1 protein-coding gene is annotated in these 25323 nt (G+C 70.6%); it reads right to left on the bottom strand.

Annotated features, from left to right (window positions below):
- Positions 1–30: 30 nt before the first annotated feature.
- Complete coding sequence (locus ACFRAQ_RS28695; protein WP_379105114.1) at positions 31–25323, bottom strand: hypothetical protein; 25293 nt, start codon at positions 25321–25323, stop codon at positions 31–33.

The following is a 25323-nucleotide window of genomic DNA, read 5'->3' as shown; positions in this document are numbered from 1 at the left end:
CGTAAAAATCGGCGAACACCTCACCGGCCGTCATCCGAAGATCCCCAGCCGGCGCGACGAATCCGACAGCACATCGCGAATCAGCAATCCCAGGTCCGAATCCGCCGGCCGCTCGCTGTACCGCAGCTCACACCGCACATCGCCCGGACCTCCGATCACCAGACGCACGAAGCCCTGCCCCGAACGCTCCCACAGCGCCCCCGCCGCCAGCCGATCCAACTCGATCACCTGATCACCGACGCGCAAGACCAACCCTGCCGCCGGATCGCGGTAGAAAACAACCCGCAAACCATCCAGCTCGTCGAAAACACCCGCGGGCGCACCCGTACCGACCGGCGCGGCACTCAACTGCCCCGTCACCGGATCCATCAGCGCGTACTCCCCGAACCCGGAATGCGACCGCAGATAAATCTGTCCACCGGAGGCAGTCCGCCCCGACGCCCGCGGGAACCGGCTGTTGCCACGAGAACCACCATTCCCGTTCCCACCGCCCGGCGCACCCTGCGGCGGCATCATCGGCGCGCCACCCGGGAACCCCGGCCCCGCGCCGCCACCAATCCCATTGCCGCCGTTGGCACCGTTGGCGCTCGGGTGCCCGCCACCGTTCCCACCCTGGTTCCCGGCATCGGGCGAATCCGCCACCCACCGCGGCATGCCCGGATCGGTATGCGGATACCCCTGCTGCGGCCCCTCCGGCACCCCCGGCTGCACCGGCGTCCGAGACCCCAGCGCATCCGTCAGCCACTGCGGCAAATGCGACCCACCCGGCGCCGCCGGCTGCGAAGACCCGGAATCCACCGGCACCTGCGGCCCCTGCCCACCACCGGGAAAGGTCGTCTGCTGCGAACCATGCTGCCCACCAGTCCTATTCGGCCATTGCGGTTGCTGAGTCGCACCAGGATGCGCCGGCTGCGGGATGCCGGGATTCGAAGGCTGCTGGGGCAGTGCCGGATCCGTCTGCTGACCATCCGGCCGACCAGGCAACGGCCAGCCCGGATTGACCGGAACCTGGGGAATGCCAGGGTTCGTCGGCCACGCCGGCACCTGCGGGACACCGGAATCTGTAGGCCACTGCGGGGTACCAGGACCGGGCGGCAGTTGCGGCCACTGCGGTGGGGTCGGGAACTGCGGAGCGCCCGGGATATGCGGAGGCTGTGGCAGCTGCGGGGGTTCCGGCAGGTTCGGCGGGACCGGAATGTGCGGAGGGGTCGGCGGCTGCGGCGGAGTGGGGATACTCGGCGGCTGCGGCATATGCGGAGGCTGCGGGATATGGGGCGGCTGTGGTGTATTCGGCGGGGCCGGTACCTGCGGCGGCGTCGGCTGCTGTGGGGTCGGCTGCGGGATATGGGGCTGCGGCGTCGGCTGATGTGGCGTCGGCTGCGGCTGGTGCGGCTGCTGAGGGTTGTGGGGTGGGTTGGGGTCCGGGGGCAGAGTCCACGGGGCGGGCTGCTCCGGCGGCTTCGGGGTGTAGTCGGGGAATTCCGGGTCGAACTGGTGCGGCACGAGGGGCAGGTGCGAGCGCCAGTTCGGGCTGTAGCGGAACGGGGTGTCGTCGCCGGTCGAGGCGTTGTCGTCGGAGCGGTCGCCATCACCCGCGTCCGGTTCCGAAGTCGAACCGGAACCCGATTCATCCGGCGCATCCGCATCCGAGCGCCCCGAACCGACATGCTCGCCGGTTCCGCCGGAACCACCGGACTCCCCCGCACCCGCGGGCTCGGGACCATCGCCCGCACCGCCGGAATCACCCTGGCCCGGCTGGACCGGATCATCCGATACACCCGATCCGTCAGAATCACCCGCACCGACGTGCGATGGGTCGCCCGACGCGTCGGAATCACCAGACCCGTCGGAGTCTCCCGAGACGGGCTTGGTCGGATCACCGGGCGCACTCGAGTTCTCCGAACCGCTGGAATCGTCAGTGGTCGGAGGCGTCGGCTTCGCGGGAACTGATGTGTCGCCGGAGCCCTCCGACGGTTGGGGAGCCGGGAGCGAGGAGGCATTGTCGCCCTGCGGTTTTGTGGCGTCTCCGGAAGCCTTGGGGTCCTCCGCACCAGAGTGAGCCAAGTCCTCCACCGCGCCGGGCTCACCCGCACCGGCGGATTCACCTGTCTCCGTGTGCGTGGAGCTTCCAGGTGCACCCAGGTTGTCTGAACCCTGCGGGGATTCAGCCGAAGGCAGCTGGGAGGCGTTGTCCGAGTGCGCTTTTGCGGGTGTGGGCGGCTCGATGCCGAGGGACGGGCCGGCCGTGGTGACGGCGGCCGGAGGCGGGGTGGGGCGTGCCGGGGTTTCGGGGGTGGGGATCGGGAGTGCTTCGGGGGTCGGGGCGGACGGGAGGTGGCGGATGGCGCGGGCGTCGGTGAGGGTGCCCTGGATGAGGACCTGGGAGAAGAGGTCGTCGAGGTCGTAGGTGGGTTTGAAGCGCCAGGTCGCGCCCTCGGGGGGTGCGCCGGTGCGCCATTCCAGGATGAGGCCGTCGGTGCCGGCGAAATGGGCCGCGATGGATGCGCTGCGGCTCCAGGAAGTGGCGTCGCTCTGGCTGCCGAGGTGGGAGGTGTGGCCGTCGTAGTCGAGATCCAGGTCACCGCGGGCGGGGACGATGCCACGCAGACCGTCGAGGTAGGCGGGGTTCACCGAACCGTCCGGCAGCAGGCGCGGAACGCCGCGGTACAGCGGCGTGGCGTCGGGACCGTCCGGCAGGTTGCCCTCGAACAGGACGGTGCCGTGGGTATCGGCTAGCGGTGTGGTCACCTCGGTGACGACCACCGCGGTCGGCGGCTCGGGCGTGGGCGAAGTCGATGCGGTCGGCTGTGAGCCGGGGGCGGTATCGCCTTGCCCGCCAACGCTGCCCGATTCGACGGCACCGCCGGGTTGCCCAGCAGCTCCGGAATGCACCGGGGCAACGGGTTGTCCGGCGACACCGTGATTCACGGGGGATCCGGGGCTGACCGGGGGCTTGGTCGGGGGGCCCGGGTGCGGGGTGGATTCCGGGGCCGGGGGCGGTGTCGGAGGGGCGAGGTCGTGGACGTGGACGGTGCCGTCGAGGTTGACTGTGATCAGTTTCGCGGCAAGCAGGAGGCCGTCCCTGGCAACGACTTCCACGCGATCGTTGCCGAGGACGACTAGGGGGTCGGGGTTTTCGGAGACGACGACGGCGATCTTGGGTTCGCCGTCCACGATCCCGACGCCAGGCGCCCAGATCTTCGCTCCGGCGGCGGTGAGGATGTCCTTCGCCGCCAATTGTCGAACCGCGGTCAGGCGAGCGTTCGCCTCATCCTCGGCCGCCAAGGTGGTCAGCGAGATTCGTTTGCGGTACTCGTTCAGCTCCAGGATCCGCTGGTCGGCCGCCTTCTTCCGGGCCATTCCCTCGGCGGTGCCCAGCCCCTCGGTCGCCTTGCCGAGCTGCTCTTGACGCTGTTCCTCGGCGTTCGCCCGCGACTCCAATATTTCCTGCAGTTTCCGCATCTCGTGCTTGCCCGGGTCCACGCCAAGCTCCCGCGCGATCGCGTGCAGGCCGGCCATCATCCGATCGTGCCGCTCGAGCGCGGAACGGGCCTGGGCCATCATGTCGTCCGCCCAGGCCGCCAATCGCGGATTCGACCAGGTGTGAACGGTTCCCGGCTCGACGACCACCCAGTTCGACCCGGTCGGTGCACTCGCGTGCTCGGGCGCGGCGTTCTGTTCCGGCGCGGTGTGGGTCTGCTCGCCCGTTTGGTTTGTGCCGGCGTCGGGCTGCTTCCCACCGGGCTCGCTCGTCCCGGTTTCCCGTTGCTTCGGGCCGGCCTGATCCGAGCCGTTCTCGTGCAGGCCGGTGGACTCCTCCGATCCGGAATGAGCCGTGGCCGTGGACGAATGCGTGACCGGCGTAACCGGTTGCGCGCCGGATTCAGGCTGTTTGGCCGTCGTGGCGGGGTCGGTGCCGGGTGTGGTGGGGCCGGGGCGGGCGGGGGCGCCGCCCGAGGGGTCGGTGGGCGGGGTGCCGGGGCCGAGGCGCTTCGGGCCGCCGCCGGGTTCGCCTTCGCCGGGCTCGATCGCGCGAACCGGGTCGGGGTAATGGTTGTCGACCCAGTGAGCGACGGTGTCGGCGACATGGAAGGCCTCGGCCGCGGACTGGAGACGGTCGAAGGCGCGGACCACGTCTGGAAGGTTGCCGCGGGCCTGTCCGAGCAGCTCGGTGATGGTGGCGCGCAGGCGATCCGGGGCCACGGCGGCTTCGGTGACTTCCAGGCCGGAGGCGCGCTGGAAGTTCTCGATGGCCGCGCGCAGCTCGGCGTGCGCCTCCTCCCGGGCACGGTGCGCCGCCGTCTGGGGCTTGTCCGCGTCAGCGGCCACCGCATCGGCGATGCGACGCTGCTCGGCTTCCCATCGGGCGGCGCGATCGGCGGCCGCGTCGCGCCGGGCGGTGTCGCCCTCCGCCTCGGCGGCGGCGAGTTCGTCTCGGGCGGTGACGAGTTCGCGGACCGCGGTCTGCTCGGGTGTCTCGGCGGCGCGGGCAGCCGCGGCGGCGGCATCGGCCTCGGCGGCGCGGGTGGCGGCCAGGAACTCCTCGGCCCGCTGGTAGCGGTGTACTGCGTCGCGCAGCGGGACCAGCTCGTCGGTCCAGACGTCGCCCCAGGCCATCGGCATGCGGGACAGCTGCTCGATCTGGGCGATGGCGTGGTCGATGCCGCGGGGCGCGGCCGGGTCGGTGGCGACCAGCGCCTCCAGGTCGGCGCGCGCGGATTCGGCTTCTCGCTGCCAGGCGTCGGCGGGCGTCTCGCCGGGCTCCGTGGCCGCCTCCATGCCGCGGCGCAGTTCGGTCTCCAGATCCTGTACCCGGTGCTGCGCCCGGTCGAATTCCGCTGCCGCCGTGGACAGGTCATCGATGCGCTGCTCGTTGCCCGGCAGCTCGCCGCCCTCCGCGCGGTTGCGGTTGGCGAGGTAGTCCTGCGTGCCGGGCAGATTGTCCGGGGTCAGATCGCTGTTGGCGAGCGGGCGGAATTCCTCCCCCTCGCGCTCACGCCACATGCGGCCCTTGGCGTAGTCCAGGCCCTCCTCGGCGATCTGCAGCTCGTGGCGGGCCGCCGCGAGTTCGGGTCCGACGGTACGCGGATCACGGGGCGGTGCTTCGGGTTCCGGCGGGTTGGTGAGGTCGTGATGCTCGGCCGCGAGTCGTTCGAGCAGGTCGATATCGGCCTTGCGGGCCCGAATCTCCCCGCGCATGGCCTCGACCGCCTGGGAGAACTCCTTCGGGCTGAGCCGCTCGTGCTTCTCGATCTTGCCGTCGCGGTAGGCCTCGTATACCTCGATACTGCGCGCCTTGCGCACGACCCGCACGATCTCCGAAACCTGTTCGGAGCTGAGGAGTTTCCGCGTATCGGTCACGCTGTCGCGGTAGCCCTGATAGGCCGCCGCCGAGTCACCGGCGGTGTCGGTCAGCGTGCGCAGCACCTCCCGCAGCTGCGCCGGGCTCATCCGATCGTGCAGGCTGCCGAGGCGTTCCTGGTAGATCTTGACCGTCTTGTCGATGCTGGAGGTGTCCACCCCCAGCAGGCGCGACCAGACCTCTCCGGCCTGGATCAGCTCGCTCGCCGGCGGCGGCTCGCCGACGAAGTCGCCGTACAACGAGCTCAGCAGCTCGCGACCCTTCGGATCGTGGACGGGCAGCTCGCCGTCGACGGCCCGCGGATCCGTACTCGGGTCGTAGCGCAGCCCCTCCCGGTGCGGGTCGAGCGCGGCGATCGCTTCGATGTAGTCGGTCAGCGCGTCGATGGCGTGCGCCCGGCGCTCGTCCGGCCGGAAGGCCATGTTCTCGAAGGCCCTGGCGATCGCGTCCGGAACCGTGGTCTTCGGGTCCGGCTCGAACCCGATGATCTCGACCTTCTCGGCGTCCTTGACGGCCTTGGGAGCGTGCAGGTTCTCCCGATCGACGTCGAGCAGGCGCACCAGCCGATCCCGGGCGGCGAGCACGGCCGTCTCGTGCCCGTTCTTGCGCAGCACGTCCGCGTACTTGATCAGGTCCGCGAACGCCTGATGCCGCCGCTCCCCCATCCGGAACCGCGGATCGCCGAACGCCTCGGCCACCGCACGCGGTGACAGCTGCTCCGGGTCCAGGCCGAGGCGGTTCGCGAGATTGCCCAGCGCGCCGTCCAGATCGTTGAAGGTGTCGATGGCATCCGACGTGCGGATGAAATCGGCCATGCCCTCCAGTTGCGAGGCGCGCAGCGAAAGCTCCTGCCGCAGCGACTCGATGGTGCGGCCCAGATTCTCGCCGAGGTCGAACTCCACCTCGAGCGACAGTCGGCGCGCCACCGCATTGCGCTCGTTCCGCAGGGTATCCGGATCGCGCGGTACGGCCGGTTCATTGTTCGCCTCGTGCGGTGTGGCGACCGGTTCCGGTGTGGGCTCCACCAGCCGCAGGCCCCGGCCGTCCTCACGCATGACCGCGACCGGTCGCGGGTGGCCGTCGACATCCACGTCGTGGAACCGCACGGTGGGCGCGGCTTCCTCGACCAGGTGGACGTTGCCGTGCTCGTCGAGCCCGACATTGCGGTAATCCAGCCGCCGCTCACCGTGATTCAGCATTCGCCGCACGTCGGGGTGCGCGGCGAGCGCGTCCACCAGATGGGTGTCGTGCTCACCGTCGCCGCGAATCACCACCAGGCGTTCGGGGCCGCCGTTCTCGCCCGGGAGCAGCGCCACACCGTGTTCGCGGTCGAGCATGACGCCGCCGTTGGCGTCGGCCCAATCCCGGGCCGCCCGATCGGAGACCTCGTGGACGCGCTCGCGGAGCTGGTCGTCCGCACCGAGGAAACGGTCGGCCAGGGCCGCGAACTCGAGCATCCGGGCGCGGCCGTCACGAACGCGCATGCGCTGGTCCGAGATGACGTGGTCCAGATCCTCCTGGGTCTCGATCCGGTTCAGTCCGATATCGAGCAGCTGCGCCCAGTTCGAGCGCTCGTCCTGCATCTGGTCGCGTCGCAGCGAGTGCTTGAAGAGCGTGCCCTCGCGGGTTTCGACCAGCTCCTCGTCGACATCGTCGAAGTGCGGCACCCATTCGCCGCCATTGTTGACGCCCTCCACCTCGAGCAGGGACGGGCGGGGTTCGCGCGCACGGAGTTCCAGCGGCGGATCGTCGTGCCCGACGCCCGCCTCCTCACGGCGGGCCCGCGCCTTCAGTTCCTCCAGCTCGATGCCGCGGGCATGGGCGAACTCGCGCAGGAAGCGGCCCAGCGGATCCTTGTCGAAGATGCTGATCTCGCGGCTGAACGGAATGACCTCGTTCTCGAGCAGCCAGCGCTGCCCGGCATCGCGCAGCGCCTCGACCGCGCCACCGCGGCGCATGAGCCGGTACCTCGCCTCCTCGACCGCTGCCCGCACGGTCCGCGGATCGGCATCGGCGAGGGGGATGCGGAGCTCCCGGGCCAGATGCACGAGGTCCACCAGCGCGGCGTCGCGGGCGTCGGCGGCGTCCACCAGCGGCTGCGGGACATCGGTGCCCCACTCGTGCGGCTCGGGCTCAGCGGTCACCGGATCGACCGGTTCATGCCGCAGCTCGGGCAGTTCCGACTCGATGGTCATCTCCGCCACGCGCAGCGACTCCTCGACCTCGGCGCGCAGCAGCGGATCGGCCTCGGTGACGTGCGGACGGTATTCGCCCCCGTCCGCGGTGCGCATGGGGATCTGCGGCGGGGAGATGTCGGCGACCCGGCGGGTGAGACGACGCACGAACGGCAGCTGCTCGCGCCCCTCCCACAGGGTCAGGATCTCCTTGCCGATGCGCACCGGGTTGAAGTTGGGCTTCATCCCGAGGAAGTCGTGGTCGTGGAGGACGTTGTAGCCGAACTCCAGTGTCAGCAGGGAGATTCCGGAGGAATCCAGGCGCGAACCGGACGGGTACTTCGGCGACTGTCCGTGGTAGCCCTGCTGCAGGCGCTGCAGCAGGTTGTCGATCCAGCTCGGCGACGGCTTCGCCGCGGGACGGAGCGGACCGAGCTCGGGTCGCGGGACCAGGTCGACACGCTTGGTGCCGTCCGGCGATTCGACGATGCGAGCGTGCAGGCGTTCGCCGTCGGTCTCCAGGACCATATGCGCGTGTTCGGAATCCGGGACGTGCAGGGCGGCGACCATGAGGTCGGCGACATCCATCGCGCGGCGCAGGGTCTCGGAGCGGGCGGCGGCGAGTACAGCGTCGCGCTGCTCGACGGTGGTGTGCGCGGGATCCAGGGCGGATTCGGGGATGCCGAGCAGGCGCGCCCACTCGTCGCGCACCCGGGCCAGGTGCTCGCGTTCGGCGCCGGTGGCGGCGTCGTGACTGCTCAGCACATGGTCGAGCGCCTCGAGTCCACCGATCCGCAACATGTTCCGGAACTGCAGGTCGCCCGCGAGCTCCGGCAGGTTCCGCCGCTGCAGGTTCTCCTCCGACAGGCCGAACTCACCGGCGAGACGGTTTCGCAGCTCCTCGAGGGTGAAGACCCGGGATTCGGCGCCCTCCGTATCGTGCGGGCGCTGCGACCAGGTTTCCAGCGGGCGTTCCCGGACCGGCTCGCCGCCGCCCTCGGGATGCGCCGTGCTCGAGGGCAATTCGCGCCTCGTGGCGGCCGGGTCGAGGGCCCGGGTCGGCTCCTCGGCTCCGAGCTCGGCCAGCCGGCGGTCCAGGCCGGTCTCGCGCAGATGCGCTTCGATGGCGCGCAGCGTCTCCGGATCCGCCTCGGTGCGCCAGTACTCCTCGGAACCGTAGAGCTCCTCGGGGGTCAGCGGCCGATAGTCGTCGCCCTCACGCATGGGCAGCGGCGGGGCGGCGTCATCCGGGTCGCCGAAGAAGCCGCGCGCCTTGGCCATTTCGGCGATCTCGCGGAAATGGGCGAGCGGATCGTTGAGGTGGGCCGCGGCGGTCTCGAGGCCGAGCGCGTCCATCAATCGCGAGGTGAACAGCACCGCGTTGACCTCGCGGCCGGGGGCCAGCGGGTCGTTGACGGCGTCCCGCAGGAAGCGGGCCGCCGCCTGCAGCGACGGGGAGTCCGCCACCGGATCCACCGGCAGCACTTCCTCTTCCACCCGCGGCAATTCGAGCGTCGCGGCCTCGCTCGGCCGGGTCAGCTCGACGGTCGGGTCTTCACTGCCCGGCGGCTTGGGCAGCTCGACAGTCGGGTCTTCGCTCCCCGGCGGCTTGGCCTCGCTGCCGCGCTCCATCTGCACGGTCGGGTCTTCGTTGCCTTCGAACGGCTTCGACGACGCCTCGCCGGGCGGGGGGTTCTTGACGGTCGGATCGTCGTTGCCTTCGAAGGTCTGCTCGCTCGAGGCGTTCTCGCGCGACAGGTTGACCGTGGGGTCGTCGTTGCCCTCGAACATCTTCGATGAGGACGCCTCGCCCGGCACCGGGTTCTTGACCGTCGGGTCTTCGCTGCCCTCCGGCAGTTTCTTGGTCGAATCCTCGCCACCCGCCGACAGGTTGACTGTCGGGTCCTCGCTGCCCGCAGGCAGTTTCGCGGTCTGCCCGTCACCGGGCTTCGACGGCGGGGTGGAGTTCTGGTCGCCGTTTCGACCGGAGTTGCCAGGCTCGTCGGGGTCGGGATTCGGTGGGGTGGAGGAGTTTCGGTTCGGCGGCTCCTTGCCGCCGCCACCCGAGCCGGGCGGGGTCACACCGATCGGAGGGGTGGCCGCCGTCGGGCTGGAGCCGGGCGGCTTCGGGTTGCTCGGGCGCGCCGGGGTGGGGCCCTGGTCGCCTTCGTCGCCGGCGCTTCCCTCGTCGGAGGCGCGGGCATGGCGCTGGACCTCGTCGAAGCGATCCATCAGGGCGCGGTGCCAGTCGTCGCGGCCCAGGGCGGCGAATTCGGGGGCCAGGCCCTCCAGGCGGGTACGCATGCCGGGCATGTCCGAAGCGCTCAGATCATGGTCGTGCCACGTGATTTCGCCATCAGAACCCTCGGTCGCGTAGTGGCGGGCGAAGAGGCTGGTCGACAGTTCGTCACCGCGGCGGCCGCCGCCGAAGGCCAGGCTGTGGTCGATACCGCTGATGTGCCCGTCCGCGGTCATCAGCCAGTTGGCGAGGTTGCGATCGGGGATGCCGACAAGCACGTCGAGCAGGCCGAGCCGGCGGCCGTCGGGGGTCGCCAGCACCGCGTCCAGACCCGCGGACATGGGCGTCGTGAAACGGTCCGCTCCGGCCTCGCCGGGCATCACCTCCATGTACACCACCCGGTCCTCGACCCGGTGCACCTTCGGCACATTCGCGCCGACCGCCTGGCCGACCAGCGAGACCAGCGCCTCGGCCTGGGCGTGCTGCGGATTGGTGACAACCTTGCGAATCAGCTGCGTCGGCGGCTCGGTAGCGAAGGTGACCAACTCGACGCGTTCGGCCATCCGCCCGATACCGGTGCTGAGGACCACCACCTCGGCCTCACCCGCCGCGATCGCTTCCTCCACGCGCCGCGCGAAGGACTGATTGACGTCGGTCTCGCCGGAGTCGTTGTGCGTCACCGCATTCGATCCGCCATCCTGACCATCGCCTTCCGGATTGCGGGCGGCGGAGGACGGGTCGGAGTTGGGCTGGGTCGGGCCTTGCGGGCGAGTGGGGGCTCCGGAGGCGCCGGGCTCCTCGCCCTCGCGACCGGTGTGGCCGGATTCCGGGAAATGGGCATCGACCCACTCGGTCAGGGCGTCGGCGCGGTGCAGGGCGCGGGCCGCGTTCTCGAGTCGATCGAAAGCTCCGACCACCTCGGGCAGAGTGCCGCGCGCCTCGGGGAGCAGGCGGTTGACGGTGTCACGCAGGTGTTCCGGGGCGAGTTCGGCTTCGGTGACGTCCAGGCCGGTGATGCGGCGGAAGTCCTCGACGGTTCGGGTGAGGTCGTCGTGCGCGGCCGTGCGAGCGCGTTCGGCGGCCTGGTGCGGGGTGTCGGCCGCGTGGGCGGCCCGGGCTTCGAGGAGGCGGTGCTCGGCTTCCCAGCGGGAGACGCGGTCCTGCGCGGCTTGGCGATCGGCCGGGGCCGCGTTCGCGAGATCATCTCGGGCAGAAGCCAATTCGCGTGCTGCGGTCTGCTCCGGGGTCTCCGCGGCGCGTGCCGCTGCGGCGGCGTCGGACTCGGCGGCGGCCAGGAATTCTCGGGCCTGTTCGTAGCGGTGCGCGGCGTCGCGCAGCGGGACCAGCTCGTCGGTGAACACGTCACCCCACTGCTGGGGCATGCGGGACAGGCGTTCGATGTCCGCGAGCGTGCGGTCGAGACCCTGCCGCGCCAAGCCGGGGTCGGCGGCGATGAGCTCTTCCAATTCGGCTCGCGCCGTGTCGACTTCACGCCGCCACGCGTCGACCGGCGACTCGTCCGGGCCGACACCGGCCTCGACGGCGCGACGCATCTCGGACTCGAGGTCGTCGACCCGGGACTGCGCGCCGTCGTGTTCCTCGACGGCTGCGGTCAGATCGGTGAGGCGCTGCTCCAGACCCGGCAGCTGTCCGCCCTCTTCGGACGGGCGGTTGGCGAGATAGTCGTTGGTGCCGGGCATCCGCTCGGGGGTCAGATCGCCTTCGCGCAGCGGCCGGAAGCCGGGGCCCGGGTTCTCCCGGTAGGCCCGGCCCTGCGCGTAGTCGCGCCCCTCGGCGGCGATCTGCAGTTCGTGCCGGGCAGCGGCCAGATCCGTGGCGACCGCGCGCGGGTCACGCGGCGGGCCCTCGGGCGGGCGCGGTTTGGTGAGCGCGTCGTGTTCGGCGGCCAGCTTCTCCAGCAGCTTGATGTCGGCCTCGCGGGCGCGGACGTCGGCGCGCAGTTCGTCGATGGTGGCGGCCAGTTCCTTGGCGCTGAGCCGCTCGTGCTTCTCGATCTTGCCGTCGCGGTAGGCCTCGTACACCTCGGCGTACCGCGCGTTGCGGACACCGCGCACCAGATCGGCGAGCTGGTCCTTGGTCAGGATCTTGGTGGGGTCGGCGGCGCTGTGGCGGTAGCGCTCGTAGGCCACCGTCGAGTCGCCGGTCTCGCGCAGCGTGGTCAGCACATCCGCGAACTGCTTCGGGGTGACTCGGTCGTGCAGGCCGCCGAGCTGCTCGGTGTAGATCTTGACCGTTCGGGCGAAGTCGTTCATGTGCACGCCGAGCAGGCGCGACCACACGGTGGCCGCCGCCGACGGGTTGTCGGACAGCGGCGGCTCGCCGATGGAATCGTTCATGAACGCGCGCAAGGCCGCCGGAGCGTCGCCGTCGTGGATCGGCAGTTCGCCGTCGACGGCGCGCGGGTCGGTCAGCGGGTCGTAGCGCAGGTTCTGGCGGAACGGGTCCAGGTCGCCCAGCACACTGCTGTATTCGAGCAACGCCGCCAGCAGTTCCGGGCGGTCGGCGGAATCGCGCAGCAGATTGTGGATCGCGTCCAGCAGCGCGTGCTTGTCGGTGTTCTTCGGGTCCGTCGTGAACCCGATGACCTCGCCGTCCTTGGTCTTCGGCTTACGCGGGGACAGGTCGTCCGGCTCCACGTCGAGCCGGTTCGCGAGCTCCTTGCGGGCCGCGAGCACCGCCTTCTCGTCGATGTTCTCGCGCAGGACCTTCGCGTACTTGATGAGGTCGTCGACGGCCTGCAGGCGGCGCACCTTGCGCACGTTCGGATCGGCCATCGCCTCGGCCAGCTTCTGCGGCGACAGCGTGTCCGGGTCGAGGCCGAGGCGGTGCGCCAGCTGTTGGAGGGTGCGGTCCAGGTCGTGGAAGTTGTCGATCGCGTCCGAGCTGCGAATGAAGTCGGCCATGCCCTCGATCTGGGCGGCGCGCAACGCATTGTCATGGTGCAGGTCGGCGATGGTCCGGTCCAGGTTCGCGCCCAGATCCATGTCGTAGACCGACAGGCGGGCAGCCACCGCGTTGCGTTCGGCGCGCACCACGGCTGGATCGCGCGGCGCGGCCGGCTCCGTGGTCGGTTCGGCGTGTGGGGCCCTGACGTCCGGTGCCGGCTGCACGATGCGCCACGGCTCGAGGCCGTTGCGCAGCAACGCGACCGGTGTGCGCTCGCCGTCGACCTCGACGTCGTGGAATCGGATCTGCGGCGGGTCCACCTCGATGACGTGGACCCGGTCGTTGCCGTCCAGACCCACCACGCGGTAGTCCAGCCGCAGTTCACCGCGGTTGAGCTGCTCCCGGATCTCCGGGTGGGCGGACAGCGCATCGACCAGGCGCACATCGTGATCCGCTTCGCCGCGGATCACCACCAGGCGGCGCGGCTCGCCCGGGAGCACCGCCAGCCCGCGCTCCGGATCGAGCATGACGCCGTCGTGCTCGTTCACCCAGTCGTGCGCGGCCGCGTCGGCCAGATCGGCGGCGTGCTGCCGGGCCGCGGAGTCCAGGTCGAGGAAATGCTTGACGGCCGCGTCGAGTTCGAGGATGCCGTCCGCCCGGTCGCGCACGCCCACCCGGGCCTCGGCGATGGCCTCCCGCAGGTCCTTCTCGGTTTCGAGCCGGTCCAATCCGATGTCGAGCAACTGCGCCCAGTTCGAGCGCTCGTCCTGAATCTGGTCGCGGCGCAACGCGTCCTCGAACAGGCGGCCCTCGCGCCGGCTGGACAGTTCCTCGTCCGCGTCGTCGAAGTGGCGCGGCCACTCACCGCCATTGTTGACGCCCTGCAGATCCAGGAAGGAGGCGCGCGGACGGCGGGGACGGAACTCCAGCGAATCGTCGTCCGGGCCGACGCCCGCCTCCGCGCGGCGGCGCGCGGCCTTCTCCTCCTCCGTGCGCAGCGCCTCGGCGCGCGCGAATTCCCGCAGGTAACGGCCCAGCGGATCCTTGTCGAAGATGCTGACCTCGCGGCTGAACGGGATCTGCGCGTCCTCCATGAGCCAGCGCTCGCTGACATCGCGCAACGCCTCGATCGCGCCCGCGCGGCGCATGAGCTTGTAGACGGCCTCGTCCACCACGCGACGCAGGGTTTCCGGGCTGTCGTCGGGGATGTCGATCTTCAGTCCGCGAGCCAGGCGGACCAGGTCGGCCAGGGCGGCGTCGCGCGTCGTGACCGCGTCGACCAGCGGCTGCGGCAGGTCGGAGCTCCACTCGCGGGGCGCGGGCGGATCGAGGACGGGGCCGCGGTCGAGCGGCTCGTGCTGCGGCTCCGGCATTTCCGACTCGATCGGCATATTCGCGCCGCGCAGGGTCTCCTCCACCTCGGCGCGAATCCGCGGATCGGCCTCGGTGACCCACGGGCGGTACTCGCCGCCGTCGCGGGTGCGCATCGGGATCAGGGTCCCGGCGACATCGGCGACCCGCGCGGTCAGATGCTTGACCAGCGGGAGACGCTCGCGCTCCTTCCACAGGGTCGCGGTCTCCTTGAGTATGCGCGCGGGGTTGAACTTGTCCTTGAGATGCAGCAGCGCCTCGTCGTGGGTGACGTAGCCGATCTCCATCGCCAGCATGGTCTGGCCCTTGGAGTCGTTGCCCGAACCGGACGGGTACTTCGGCGACTGACCGTGGTAGCCGTGCATCATGCGCCGCCACGTGCGCTTCAGCCAGCCGGGTTTCTTCTCCGGTTCCTTTGTCTCCGCCGGGGTTTCGCGAGGCAGGTCGGGGCGCTGGATGACCTCGGCGCGCTTGTTGCCGTCAGCGTCCTCGGTGACGCGGATGTGGACGCGCTCGCCGTCGGCCTCCAGGACCACATGGGTGTGGTCCGAAGTCGGGTGGTGGAAGCTCGCGACCATGAGGTCCGCGACATCGCCGGCGTGACGCAGGGTTTCGGCGCGGAGCTCGTCGAGGATCGCACGACGCTGTTCGGGGGTGGTGCGGGCCGGATCGAGGAGGGATTCGTCGACGCCGAGCAGGTCCGCCCAGCCGTCGCGGGTGCGGGCGGCGCGCTCGCGCTCCGGGCCGGTCGTGTCGTCGTGACGGAAGACCGCCTCGCGCAGAGCCTCGATTCCGCCCGCGCGCAACAGGTTCCGCAGCTGCTCGTCACCCACGATTCGCGGCAGCTGATCATCCGGCGTGGATTCGGGCAGGCCGAGACGGTGCAGGAGTTCGGTGCGCAACTCCTCGAGGGTGAGCGTGCGCGGCTCCCCGCCCTCGGGTGCGTGCGGACGCGTGCCGAGACCATTCGCCGGATCGTGGAAGAAGCCCTCGGCCGCAGCGGTTTCGGCGAGATGCCGAAGCGCGGACAGCGCGTCGGGGCGTTTGGCCAGCGCCTCGACCACACCGAGCGCGTCGGTGAGGCGCGCGCCATAGACCTGGTCCTCCAGGCTGCGCGGGCGCTCCCCGGCCTCAGCCTCCGCCGCGCGCAGTCGATCGAGAGCCGCTTGCAATCCGGGTGACGCCTCGGCCGGATCGGCGGGCGGCTTGGGCGACTCCGCCTCCTGGCGCGGGATCTCGACGGTAGGAGTCTCATCCGGATTCGACTGCTCGGGCCGCTTCAGCTCGACGGTCGGCGTCTCATCGGGGTTCGTCTGCTCCGGACGCTTGACCTCGACAGTAGGAGTCTCATCCGGATTCGACTGCTCCGGACGCTTCAGCTCGACAGTAGGAGTCTCATCCGGATTCGACTGCTCCGGACGCTTCACCTCGACAGTGGGAGTCTCATCCGGGTTCGCGCCCGTGCGCTTGACCTCGACGGTCGGGGTCTCGTTCGGGTTCGTGCCCAACGGTTTCGACCGCGAGCCGGTCTGGGTGCCATCCGACCTGCCGGCGTCGCCCGAGCGCGGGGCGGTCGTGGAGGGCGGCACCGGGGTGGAAGGGCCGGGAGGGGTGGGGCGGGCCGAGGAGCGGGACGGCTCGCCGGAGCTGTTCACCGGCTGCTTGGCTGCGGCTTCGCCGGGAGCGGGTTCGGGGCGACCGCCCGCGAAGTCCCACATGTACTCGGCGCGCAGGGCCGACAGGCGGGCCTCGGCATCGGCCATGCGGGCCTCGAAGCGGGCCTCCAGCTCCGCCTGGCTGCCGGGCTCGAGCTGGTCGGCCATGTCGTGGAACCACTTGGCGCGCTCGGCATCCATGTGGGCGACCCAGTCGGCCTGGATGGCGCGCTGTTCGTTGAACCAGGCGTCCGGATCGTCCGGGGTCGCGGCGGCGCGGCGCGGGGGTCCATCGTTCGGCGGCTGGCCGTCGCCCGCCGACGCGGTCTCGGGGTTCTGCCCGGTGCGGGGCTCGGCCGTGGCGCCGCCCTCACCGGCGAGTCGCGTAGCCGGCGCGGGGTCGGGGCGGCCGCCGAGGTCGGCCCAGAGTCGTTCGGCGCGTTCGGCAGAGCCGCGGGCCATGTCGTCGACTTCGCGGGCCTGCTCGCGGAACAGTCGTTCCTCGGTGCTGCCGGGAGGTGCGGAATCTGCCATCTCGTGCAGGAAGCGGGCGTGCTTGGCCTCCATGTCCGCGGCGAAGTCGGCGTGCTCGGCCATTCGCTGGTCGAACCAGCGCTCGTCGCCTACCTGCGGTTCTCTTGCAGGAGTGCGGGATTCGGGGCCCGGTTCCGTGGCGCTCGGGGAACCGGGCGCGATCGGTTCCTCGGCGCCGGCGGGCGGCTCGGTGGATTCGCGCGGGTCGGGCTGGTTCCCGTCGGGACGCTCGGGCCGGTTGGGGTCGTTGGAGTCCGACGAATCACCGGACTGGTCACGCGGTCCCAGCAGGTCCGGGCCGTCCGTACCGGAGTGGCGATCGGCATCAGCGATCCCCGCGCCGCGATCGGTGGGCGTGGACCGGTCCGCGGCAGGCATGGACCGGTCCGCGGCAGGCGCGGACTGGCGCTCGGCAGACGCGGACTGGCGCTCAACGGGCGCAGACTGGCGCTCGGCGGGCATCGACTGGCGCTCGGCGGAGGGGGACTGGTGTTCTGCGGGCGCGGAACGATGCTCCGGCAGGCCATGCGGTTGCAGTACGCCCGAGTCCTGCGCGGCCACGCGCAGCATCTGGTACATCACCTGTGACGGCTCGGCCGCGTCGCGGCCGTTCAGCATGACGTCGCGGAAACCTTCCGCCAGCGCCTCGCCTTCGTGCAGGCCACCGTTCTTGTCGAAGGCGTACTCCGGCAACTGATGCAGCCATTCGGTGAAGGCCTGGGCGTCCAGCGGAGCGCCGCGGGTGGCCTCGAAGTGCGCCGCGAGGGCCTCGGTCAGTTCGTACCGGGCCTCACGTCCACCGGCGAAGTCCAGTACGTGCCCGAACTCGTGGACGATGGCCGAATACACCGGCCGCGCATCGGATCCCGCCACATGGTGGCCGCTCTCGACATTCGCGCGAATCAGCGCGTCGAGGCCGGCGGCGTCCATGGCCCACCGGGCGTTGAGCACGAGGCGATCCGCGACCAACCGGCCGTCCTCGCGTCCCGGGTAGACGGCGGCGATGGCGTCGGCGTCCTCGGGGATGAACCCGATCTCGACCCGGTTGGGCTTCACGCCCGGGTGCTGGGCCAGCATGTCCTCGAGGGCGCGGCCATATTCGCGCAGCGTTTCGACGTCGCCGGCGTAATGGAAGTCGACCGTCGGGATGCCGAGCTCGTTCTGAATGTGGTCGACGACGCCCTGCCGGTCCAGGCCGGTCCAGTGGTCGTCGATCGCCGGAACCTCGGGCGGCTCGGGCGGCGACAGCACCAGATCGGGCTCCCGCGAGGGCTTTCCGTCGTCCTCGGACCGCATCGGCTCGGGGCGATCATCGGCCCGCACGGCGTCGGGGCGCGAGTCGCCCCGCATGGCGTCGTGGTGTACCTCGGGCGTCGGGGTGCCGGGTGGCTCGTCGCCGGTCCGTGTGGCCGGTTCGGCCGGGAGCTCGCGGATGATGTGGGCGTTCTCGGCGGCGCGGTCGGTCAGCAGGCGGTGGAGGACCTGGGCGGGTTCGGTGGCGTGATCGAAGTTCAGGGTGACGTCGACGAAGGCTTCCGCCAGCGCCTCGGCGTGGTTGATCGAGCCGTCGGCGTTGAAGCTGTAATCCGACAGCTGCGAGAGCCAGCCGAGATACTCGACGGCCGTGGTGTCGCCGTGCGTGCGCAGGTAGTGGTCCAGCAGCGCGTTCGCGAGTTCGGCGTGAGCCGCGCGGTTTCCGGCGTGGTCGATCGCATGACCGATTTCGTGCAGGAAGACCGAGTACATCGGGCGCTCGCCGGCTCCCCTCGGGAACGCGCCACCGGCCTCGCCGTTCCGCACGATCTCGGCCATCCGGGCCGGATCCAGCGCGTGCTCCAGACGCACCACGATCTTCTCGGTGACGATATGGCCGTCCGGGGTTCGGATGCTCGTCGCCTCCGCGAGCGAGTCCTCGAAGACCGGCTCGCCGATCTCGATGCCGCGCAAGGTGATCTTGTTCTGGGCCGTGGCATCGTCGAGCGCACGGGCGAACTCGCGCAGCACCTCCGGATCGACGGACGTGTTGTCCAAGCCCTCGAACCTGGTGACGCCGAACAGATCCTTCATCTCGCGGATGATTCCGTCGCGATCCAGCTCCGCCCAGAAATCGTCCGGGCGCGGCGACCAATCCGCGGGCGGGTGGGCGGGAGCAGGATCGGGGGCGCCCTCGTGAGGTGCCGAATCCTCCGGCGGGATCGAATCCCGGTGGTTGTCAGCCGTTTCCGGCAGATCCCCAGACCTGCCCTCAGGGCTGAGCCGGTCGTGGAGGTTCTCGGTGGAACCGTGTTCGGGCGAGTGCGCCGGGTCCTGCGCATGCAGGGGTGCGGCGTCGCGCGCGGCGGCGTGCAACCGGTCCACCATCATCTTCGACAGGTCGGAAGCGTTGTCGCCGTTGAGCTTCACATCGCGATACGCCTCGGCCAGGGCCTCCCCCGCGTCGAGCATGCCGTGCTTGTCGAAGGCGTATCCGGGCAGCTCGCCGCGCAGCCAGTTGGTGAACTCGGCGAAGTCGGCGCCGGCATTGGTCTCCACATACCGGTCGGCCAGGGCTTTCATCAGGTTCTCGCGAGCCTGCATCTGGCCGTAGTAATCCACCAGGTGGCCGTATTCGTGCACGATCACCGCGTAGATCGGCCGGGCGTCGGTGTTCGGCGCATGGAATCGAGCGGCGACCGCCTCCCGAATCCCCTGTTCGAAACCCGCGGGATCCAACGCCCACCGGTCGTTGAACACGATCCGGTCGGGCCGCCATGGTCCGCTCCCATCCGCCTGCCGCGCGCCGAACGCGGTGGCGATGACGTCGGGATCCCCAGGAATCGGCCCGATTTCGGCGCGGCGCGGCTTGATGCCCGGGTTGTCGGCGATCCCCTCTTCCAGAGCGCGACCGAACTCCCGCAGCGTCTCCAGCTCGCCGACGATGTGGAAGCCGACGGTCTCGATACCGAGGTCGTTGTTGATCCGATCCAGCACACCCTGGCGATCCAGGTCGGTCCAATGGTCGACGACCGCCGGCGCTTCGACAGGTTCCGGCGGCTGCAACACGAATTCCGGTTCGTGCGACGATTTCTCGCTGGTCGATCCGTCGTTGTCGGTGCGGGGCAACGCGTGCGACTCGGGCGCGGGGCGCTCGGGGTTCGGCTCGCGGTCGCGGCGGGCGACCGGACCCGGATCATCGCCGACGGGGCGGGCCCGGTGCTCAGGCGTCTCGTGCCCGTGGACGGGGTTGTCGGCGAGATAGTTCCGGTAGACCTGCTCCAGGTGGTCGTGGAGGATCTGAGCGGGCTCACCGGCCAGGTCACCGTTGAGAACGACGTCGGTGAAGGCCTCGGCCAGCGCCTCCGCGTGGTCGTACATGCCGTTCTCGTCGAAGCTGTAGCCGCTCAGCTCATCGTGCAGCCAGCCCAGGAATTCCTCGTAATCGCCGCCGTAGGTGCGCTGGAAGTGGCGTTCCAGCGCCTCGAAGGCGTCGAGGCGGGCATGCATCTGCGTGGTGAAGTCGATGGCGTGCGCGAACTCGTGCACGATCGTCGAATACAGCGGGCGGTCACCGGAACCCGGGACCAGGTGACCGTTCTCCTCGGCGAGCCGGACCCGGTGGGCGAAATCGGCGGGGTTGCGCGCGAAACGCTCATTGAGAGTGAGGGTGTCGGCGAAATGGCCGTCCCCATCACGGCCCGGGTCCACCTCGGCGAACACGGTGTCGTCGTCGAGCGGGGCGATCCGGACTTCCACCAGCTCGGTGTCCGGGAAGCGGCGGAACATATCGTCGACGGCGCGAGCGAACTCGCGCATCACCTCGACATCGACATGCTTGTTGTCGAAGCCGGTGACCTCGAGATCCCAATCCTGGTGCAGCTTCTCGGCGATAGCCCCGCGATCCAGCTTCGCCCAGTCGTCCTGCGGCCGGTGCGACCAATCGGACGCGTCTCCGGAATCGATTGCACCGGAATCATTGTCGGCGTCATGCCGCTGCTGCGGCCGCGCAACATCGTCCCGCGCCTCTTGCGGCCGGAGAGCTGCCTCCCGTACGTCCTGAGGACGGGCGACATCCTCACGAGTGTCCGTGGGACGACGGACATCCTCGCGGGTGTGGGCGTCGGGGCGCGGCAGGTCCGGGTGGGTGGTGTCGGTACGCGATGCGTCGGGGCGGGTGGTGTCGGTGTGCGGTGCGTCGGGTCGGGTGAGGTGGGGGCTGGCGTCGGGGTCGATCGGGGCGACGGTGCCGCGAATGCCGTAGTGGCCCGGTCCGCGGGGTTCGACCGAGTCGATGTGGACTTCGAGGCCGTGGGCCATCAGGACCATCGGCAGGTGGGTGCCGTACTGGGACAGATCGCCCAGGTGCAGGGCGGGTGTTCCGGCGGGCACGACCAATTCGACGTGGTGGTGGATGCCGTCCATCGACGGCACCGCGCCGATCATGGCGTTGACGTAGCCCGGCAGGTGCTGAACCGTCCCGGGCAACTCGTGGACGGGAACACCGAACGGATTGGCGCCGGAGTTGAGCGTCACCATCACCGGCTCCGGCAACGGCCGCAGGGCGAGCGCGCCGTCGATATCCCGGATGGTCTCGGCGATCTCGGGAGTCATCGCACGATCGCCGCGCAGGGCGGCCTCGATGTCCGAGGCGCTCGGGCGCGAGTTCTCCTCGCGCGTGTCGTCGCTGTAGGACCTCAGTGCCGCGCGCTGCTCGTCGGTCAACTGGGAGTGGGCGTCCGACCAGACTTCGCGCCCGTACTCACCGGCGCGCGCGAAATCCACGCGTATCTCATCGGAGGTGCGCAGGAATCGCACCGGTTCATCGGGATTCGAATCGTGGCCCGGCAGCCGGTCCGCCTCACCGACACGCAAATGCGCATCCGCCAGGTGCAACAGCCCGGCTCGCACCGAATCCTTCAGCGGATGCCAAGCCTTGCCGTCGGCGTCGAACAAGATGGCGTGAACGCCCGCGGTCTCCTTGGGCACCTGCGGCGGGAAACCGTGCTCCAGACCGGCGGCCGGGTCCTTGACCACGATCTCGCCGCCCTCATTGACCATCAGGTAGGCGTGCGCGCCCACACCGTGCTCGTCGACCGGTCCGGCATAACGGTCGACGACCAGGGCGGACGCGCCGTCGCCCAACTCGAGGAGGCGTTTCGCGATCGCGTCATGGCCACTCGGCCGGTCCGGTCGATCAAGGTTCTTCGGGAAGTCCTGCAACTTGCCGCCCGCACCCGAGACCAGTTCCTCGAGGCTCATCCCCTCGGGACCGACCCGGCGCGTGGGCGGGCGGATGGATTCGTTGCCGGTGATCTCACGCAGCAGGCGCAGCGCCAGTTCGCCGCAGCGGCCGCGGTTCTTCGCGCGGACGACATCCGGATCATTCGGAGCGGGCTCGGTCGAATCATCATCGTGGACAGGGGTATTCGAGGGATCGTCAAGGGTGCCGGGGTGCGCCTTGTGTCCATCGGTGCGCTCGGGCGGCGCCCCACGCCGAGTATCGCCGCGGTCGGAGGAACCGGGGCGATCCTGCGCCGCGGAAGGGGTTTCGTCGCCCGCGTGCCGCTCACCCGGCGCGCGGCGCTCGCCCTCGTGAGCTCGAACCTCGGGTCCGTCGCCCAGCGGAATCGGTGCGACGACGAAGCCGTCTTCGGGCGTCGCCCCATCCTCGACTCGATGGTCACGATCCGACGAATGCGAATCGCGGTCGGGGCCGGCCGATTCCGATCCCGGGCGGTCGCCGCGATCCCGGCTGACCGAGTCCCGATGCGACGGGTCGTCATGCACAGGCTCGGAGGTATCCGATCGCGGCTGCTCCGCCGCGGGCCGCTTCTCCTCCGCGGGAACGTCCTCGTGACGGTTCGAATCCGGTTCGCGCACCGGCTCGTCGGCAGCCGGCTCGCGGCCGTCCCGCAGCGGCCGATCCGCCGCCTCCGCGGGCGCATCCTCATCCCGAGGCGCGGCCGCGTCCTCGCGCGCGGCCTCATCGCGAGGACGCGCATCGCCACTGTCCCGAGCCGCCGGATCGTCCGCATGACGCGTGGCGGGCCCATCACCGCGAGCGGCTTCCGGCTCACCATCGCGGCGGACAGCGGTATCGTCGCGCCGGGTCTCCGGCCCGTCCTCGCTCCGGAGGGTCGGCTCGTCCTCACGGCGACCGGACGGCTCGTCCTCACGCCGGGCCGAGGGCTCATCGTCACGCCGGGCGGCCGGGGCGTCGTCACGGCGGCCCGTCGGCTCATCCTCACGGCGGCTGGACGACTCGTCCTCACGCCGGGCCGAGGGCTCATCGTCACGCCGGGCGGCCGGGGCGTCGTCACGGCGGCCCGTCGGCTCATCCTCACGGCGGCTGGTCGGCGTGTTGTCCTCGCCACGCGCATCCGGCTGGTCGTCGGGGCGCACATCGGCCGGCTCGTCGGTGGGACGGCGCGATTCCGGATGCTCGTCCGCGTGGTCGCGGTCGGCCGGGGCGCGGTCGGCGGACAGTTCGTCAGCGTGATCGTCGACCGGCTGACGCGATTCGGTGGGCTCACCGGCGCGGTGGGCTTCGGTGGCGTCCGGCTTGTCGGAGGGGCGATCGGTGGTCGCGTTGGTGTCCTCGCGCGGCGGTATGGAGTCGGCGGGACGCTCGACTGCCTCGCTGGAATCCCCACTACCACTGGCCTTTTCGGACTCCGGCGCGGTTTCGTAGCCGGCCGGGCGAGAGGCGGCTTCGGACGGGTCGCCTTCGGGCCGGGTAACCGGGCGATCGGTGGGATCGGTGGGATCGGAATTCTCGCCGGTGGACTCGGAACGCGGCTCGGAGGAGGGCGACTCCGGAGTATCCGCGTGGCTGTCCGAGCTGCCCGGGCGGCTGTCGGCACGCGGACTGTCGGGGCGTGCGGTGTCGGCACGCGGACTGTCCGACTTCGGAGCGTCGGTGCGCGCGCCATCAGACTTCGGAGCATCGACCCGAGGGGCATCGGACTTCGCCGCGTCGGCGCGCGGGGCCTCGGCACGCGGGGTGTCAGACCTCGCGGCATCGGCGCGCGGGGCCTCGGCGGCCTTCGGAGTGGCGCCATCACCTGCGCGGGGGCCGGCTGCTCGCTGGTCCGGGGTGGCGGATTGCGCTGCGCTGCCCGCGTGCTGGGCCGTGGAGCCGGAGGTGGTCGAGCCCGGGGCGGCGTTGCCGCTGGAGGAGGCGGCGACGCTGGAGGGCGACGGTGAGCCGCTCGCGCTGGTCGCGCCGGCGGGGGACGAAGCTCCTGATGCCGGAGCCGATCCGCCGGGCGTCGCCCCCGAGGGGGCGGCCGAGGCACCGGCTCGGGCACCGCCGGACACCGGATCAGCCGCTCCCCCAGTCGATCCGGCGCGTGCGGAGCCATCCGAAGCAGACGAGCCGCCACCCGAGGTGGAAGCCGCCGCGTGCGTAGCAGCTCCGCCGCCCGAATTCGACGACCCACCGACGTTCGAAGAACCACCGGCGTTGGACGTACCACCGGTCGTCGAGGACGCCCCGGTGGTCGAACTGCCGTTCGTGGCCGCGGTGGAAGTCGGTGCGGCAGTGGAGGTGTCGTGGAGGCCGCCGCCCTGGATGCCGCTCTGGACCGGGGCGGTGGACTCGGGTGCGCCTGCCTGCGGATGGCTGGCTGCTGCGCCGCCCGCGCCGTTGGTGTCCGTGCCGACGTGGGTTTGCGGGGTCGACCCGGAGTTGTTCGCCGGACCGGTCGGGGACGCGTCGCCCGGATCGGCGGGGGTGGCTCGATCAGTGGTGCGGGAATCGGTGGTTACGCCGCCACCGCCCTGACCATTCGTGTCGGGGCGCGCGGTGCTGCCGTCGCCGGTCGGGCGTGCGCCTGCGTCGCCGCTCGGTTCCCCGCCGTCGACCGAGGCCGGATGCGTGCGGGGGCCGTCCGAGCCCGGGCCACCCTGGGCATGAGATCCATCGGAGCCGGGGCCACCCTGCGCGTGGGATCCGTCCGAGCCGGGGCCACCCTGCGGATGAGATCCATTGGAGCCGTTGGATCCATTCGTTCCATTGGTCCCCGGGTCATGGCTGCCGCCGGTCCCATCGCCGCCCGGACCATCCGGGCGCGAACCCACCAGGGTGAGGTCGCGGGGATTGATCCCCGCCGACATACGCGTGACCTTCGGCTCCCAAACAGTGTGTGCCCCAGTGTGATTGACACCGGACAACCCGCCCTGGAACATTCCTCCGGTGAGCATGCGGGGGTCGAAGTGGGTGTTCTTCAGGTTGTCGACGGCCTGGTCCCAGCCGTGCTGCGCCGCGTCGAATCCGAACTGCGCGGCCGTCGCGCCGACGAAACCCGCACCGCCGCCGACCAATCCGGCGGTGGTGCCGGTGATCAGGCCCGTCAGATAGCGGTTCATGCCACGCTGACCGAGCGAATTGCCGATCGCACCACCGATCGGGCCCGCGACCGCGCCGCCGACGGCAGAGCTGATCGACGTCACACCGACCTGGGTCCAATTGACGCTCTTCCGGTGCCCGGTGTCGACCTGGTACTGCTGAATCCCGTAGTCCTGCAAAGTGCCCAGCAGGGTGTTCATCACGATGTGGCGCATCGCGAACTTCACGACCGCGGTGATGCCCATCCGGGCGGCGATGGCGAGGATGCGGTCGAGCGCCGCGCGGCCGATCACCCGCACCGCGACACGCGTGAACGCGACGATCATCGCCTCAACCATCGGAGCGGTCGGCGGCCACAACCACGCGATGATGATCTCGCCGGCCGCCATCGCGATCGACGAGTAGAACATCAGCTTCGTGTACTGGATCTCGGTGCCGGTCTCCTCGACCGAATCACCCAGCTGCTGGAAGTGCTGGGCCAGATCCAGGATCGAATTGCCCGTGCCGTCGCCACTCGCCGGTGCGGCCAGCTTGTCGAACAGCTGCGCCATCTCGTCGCGCCCGTCGCCGTTCACATAGGCGGCCAGGGTCGCGGACTTGGCATCGGTGATGGACGAGATCTGATCGCGCAGGCCGGCGGCGGCATTGCGCCAGTCCTCGGCCAGCGCCCACATCTGGTCCTCGTCGCCCTCGGGCCATTCCACGCCCACGAGGTAGCCGAGCCATTCGAGTTCCGAAGGCAGGTGGAGGGTCAT

The sequence above is a fragment of the Nocardia sp. NPDC056611 genome (assembly GCF_042792755.1).
Classification (GTDB): Bacteria; Actinomycetota; Actinomycetes; order Mycobacteriales; family Mycobacteriaceae; genus Nocardia.
This window is presented reverse-complemented; position numbering and strand designations above follow the sequence as displayed.

Coding starts and splice junctions, on each gene's coding strand:
- ACFRAQ_RS28695 (WP_379105114.1), bottom strand. CDS start 25,323: ATGACCCTCCACCTGCCTTCGGAACTCGAATGGCTCGGCTACCTCGTG.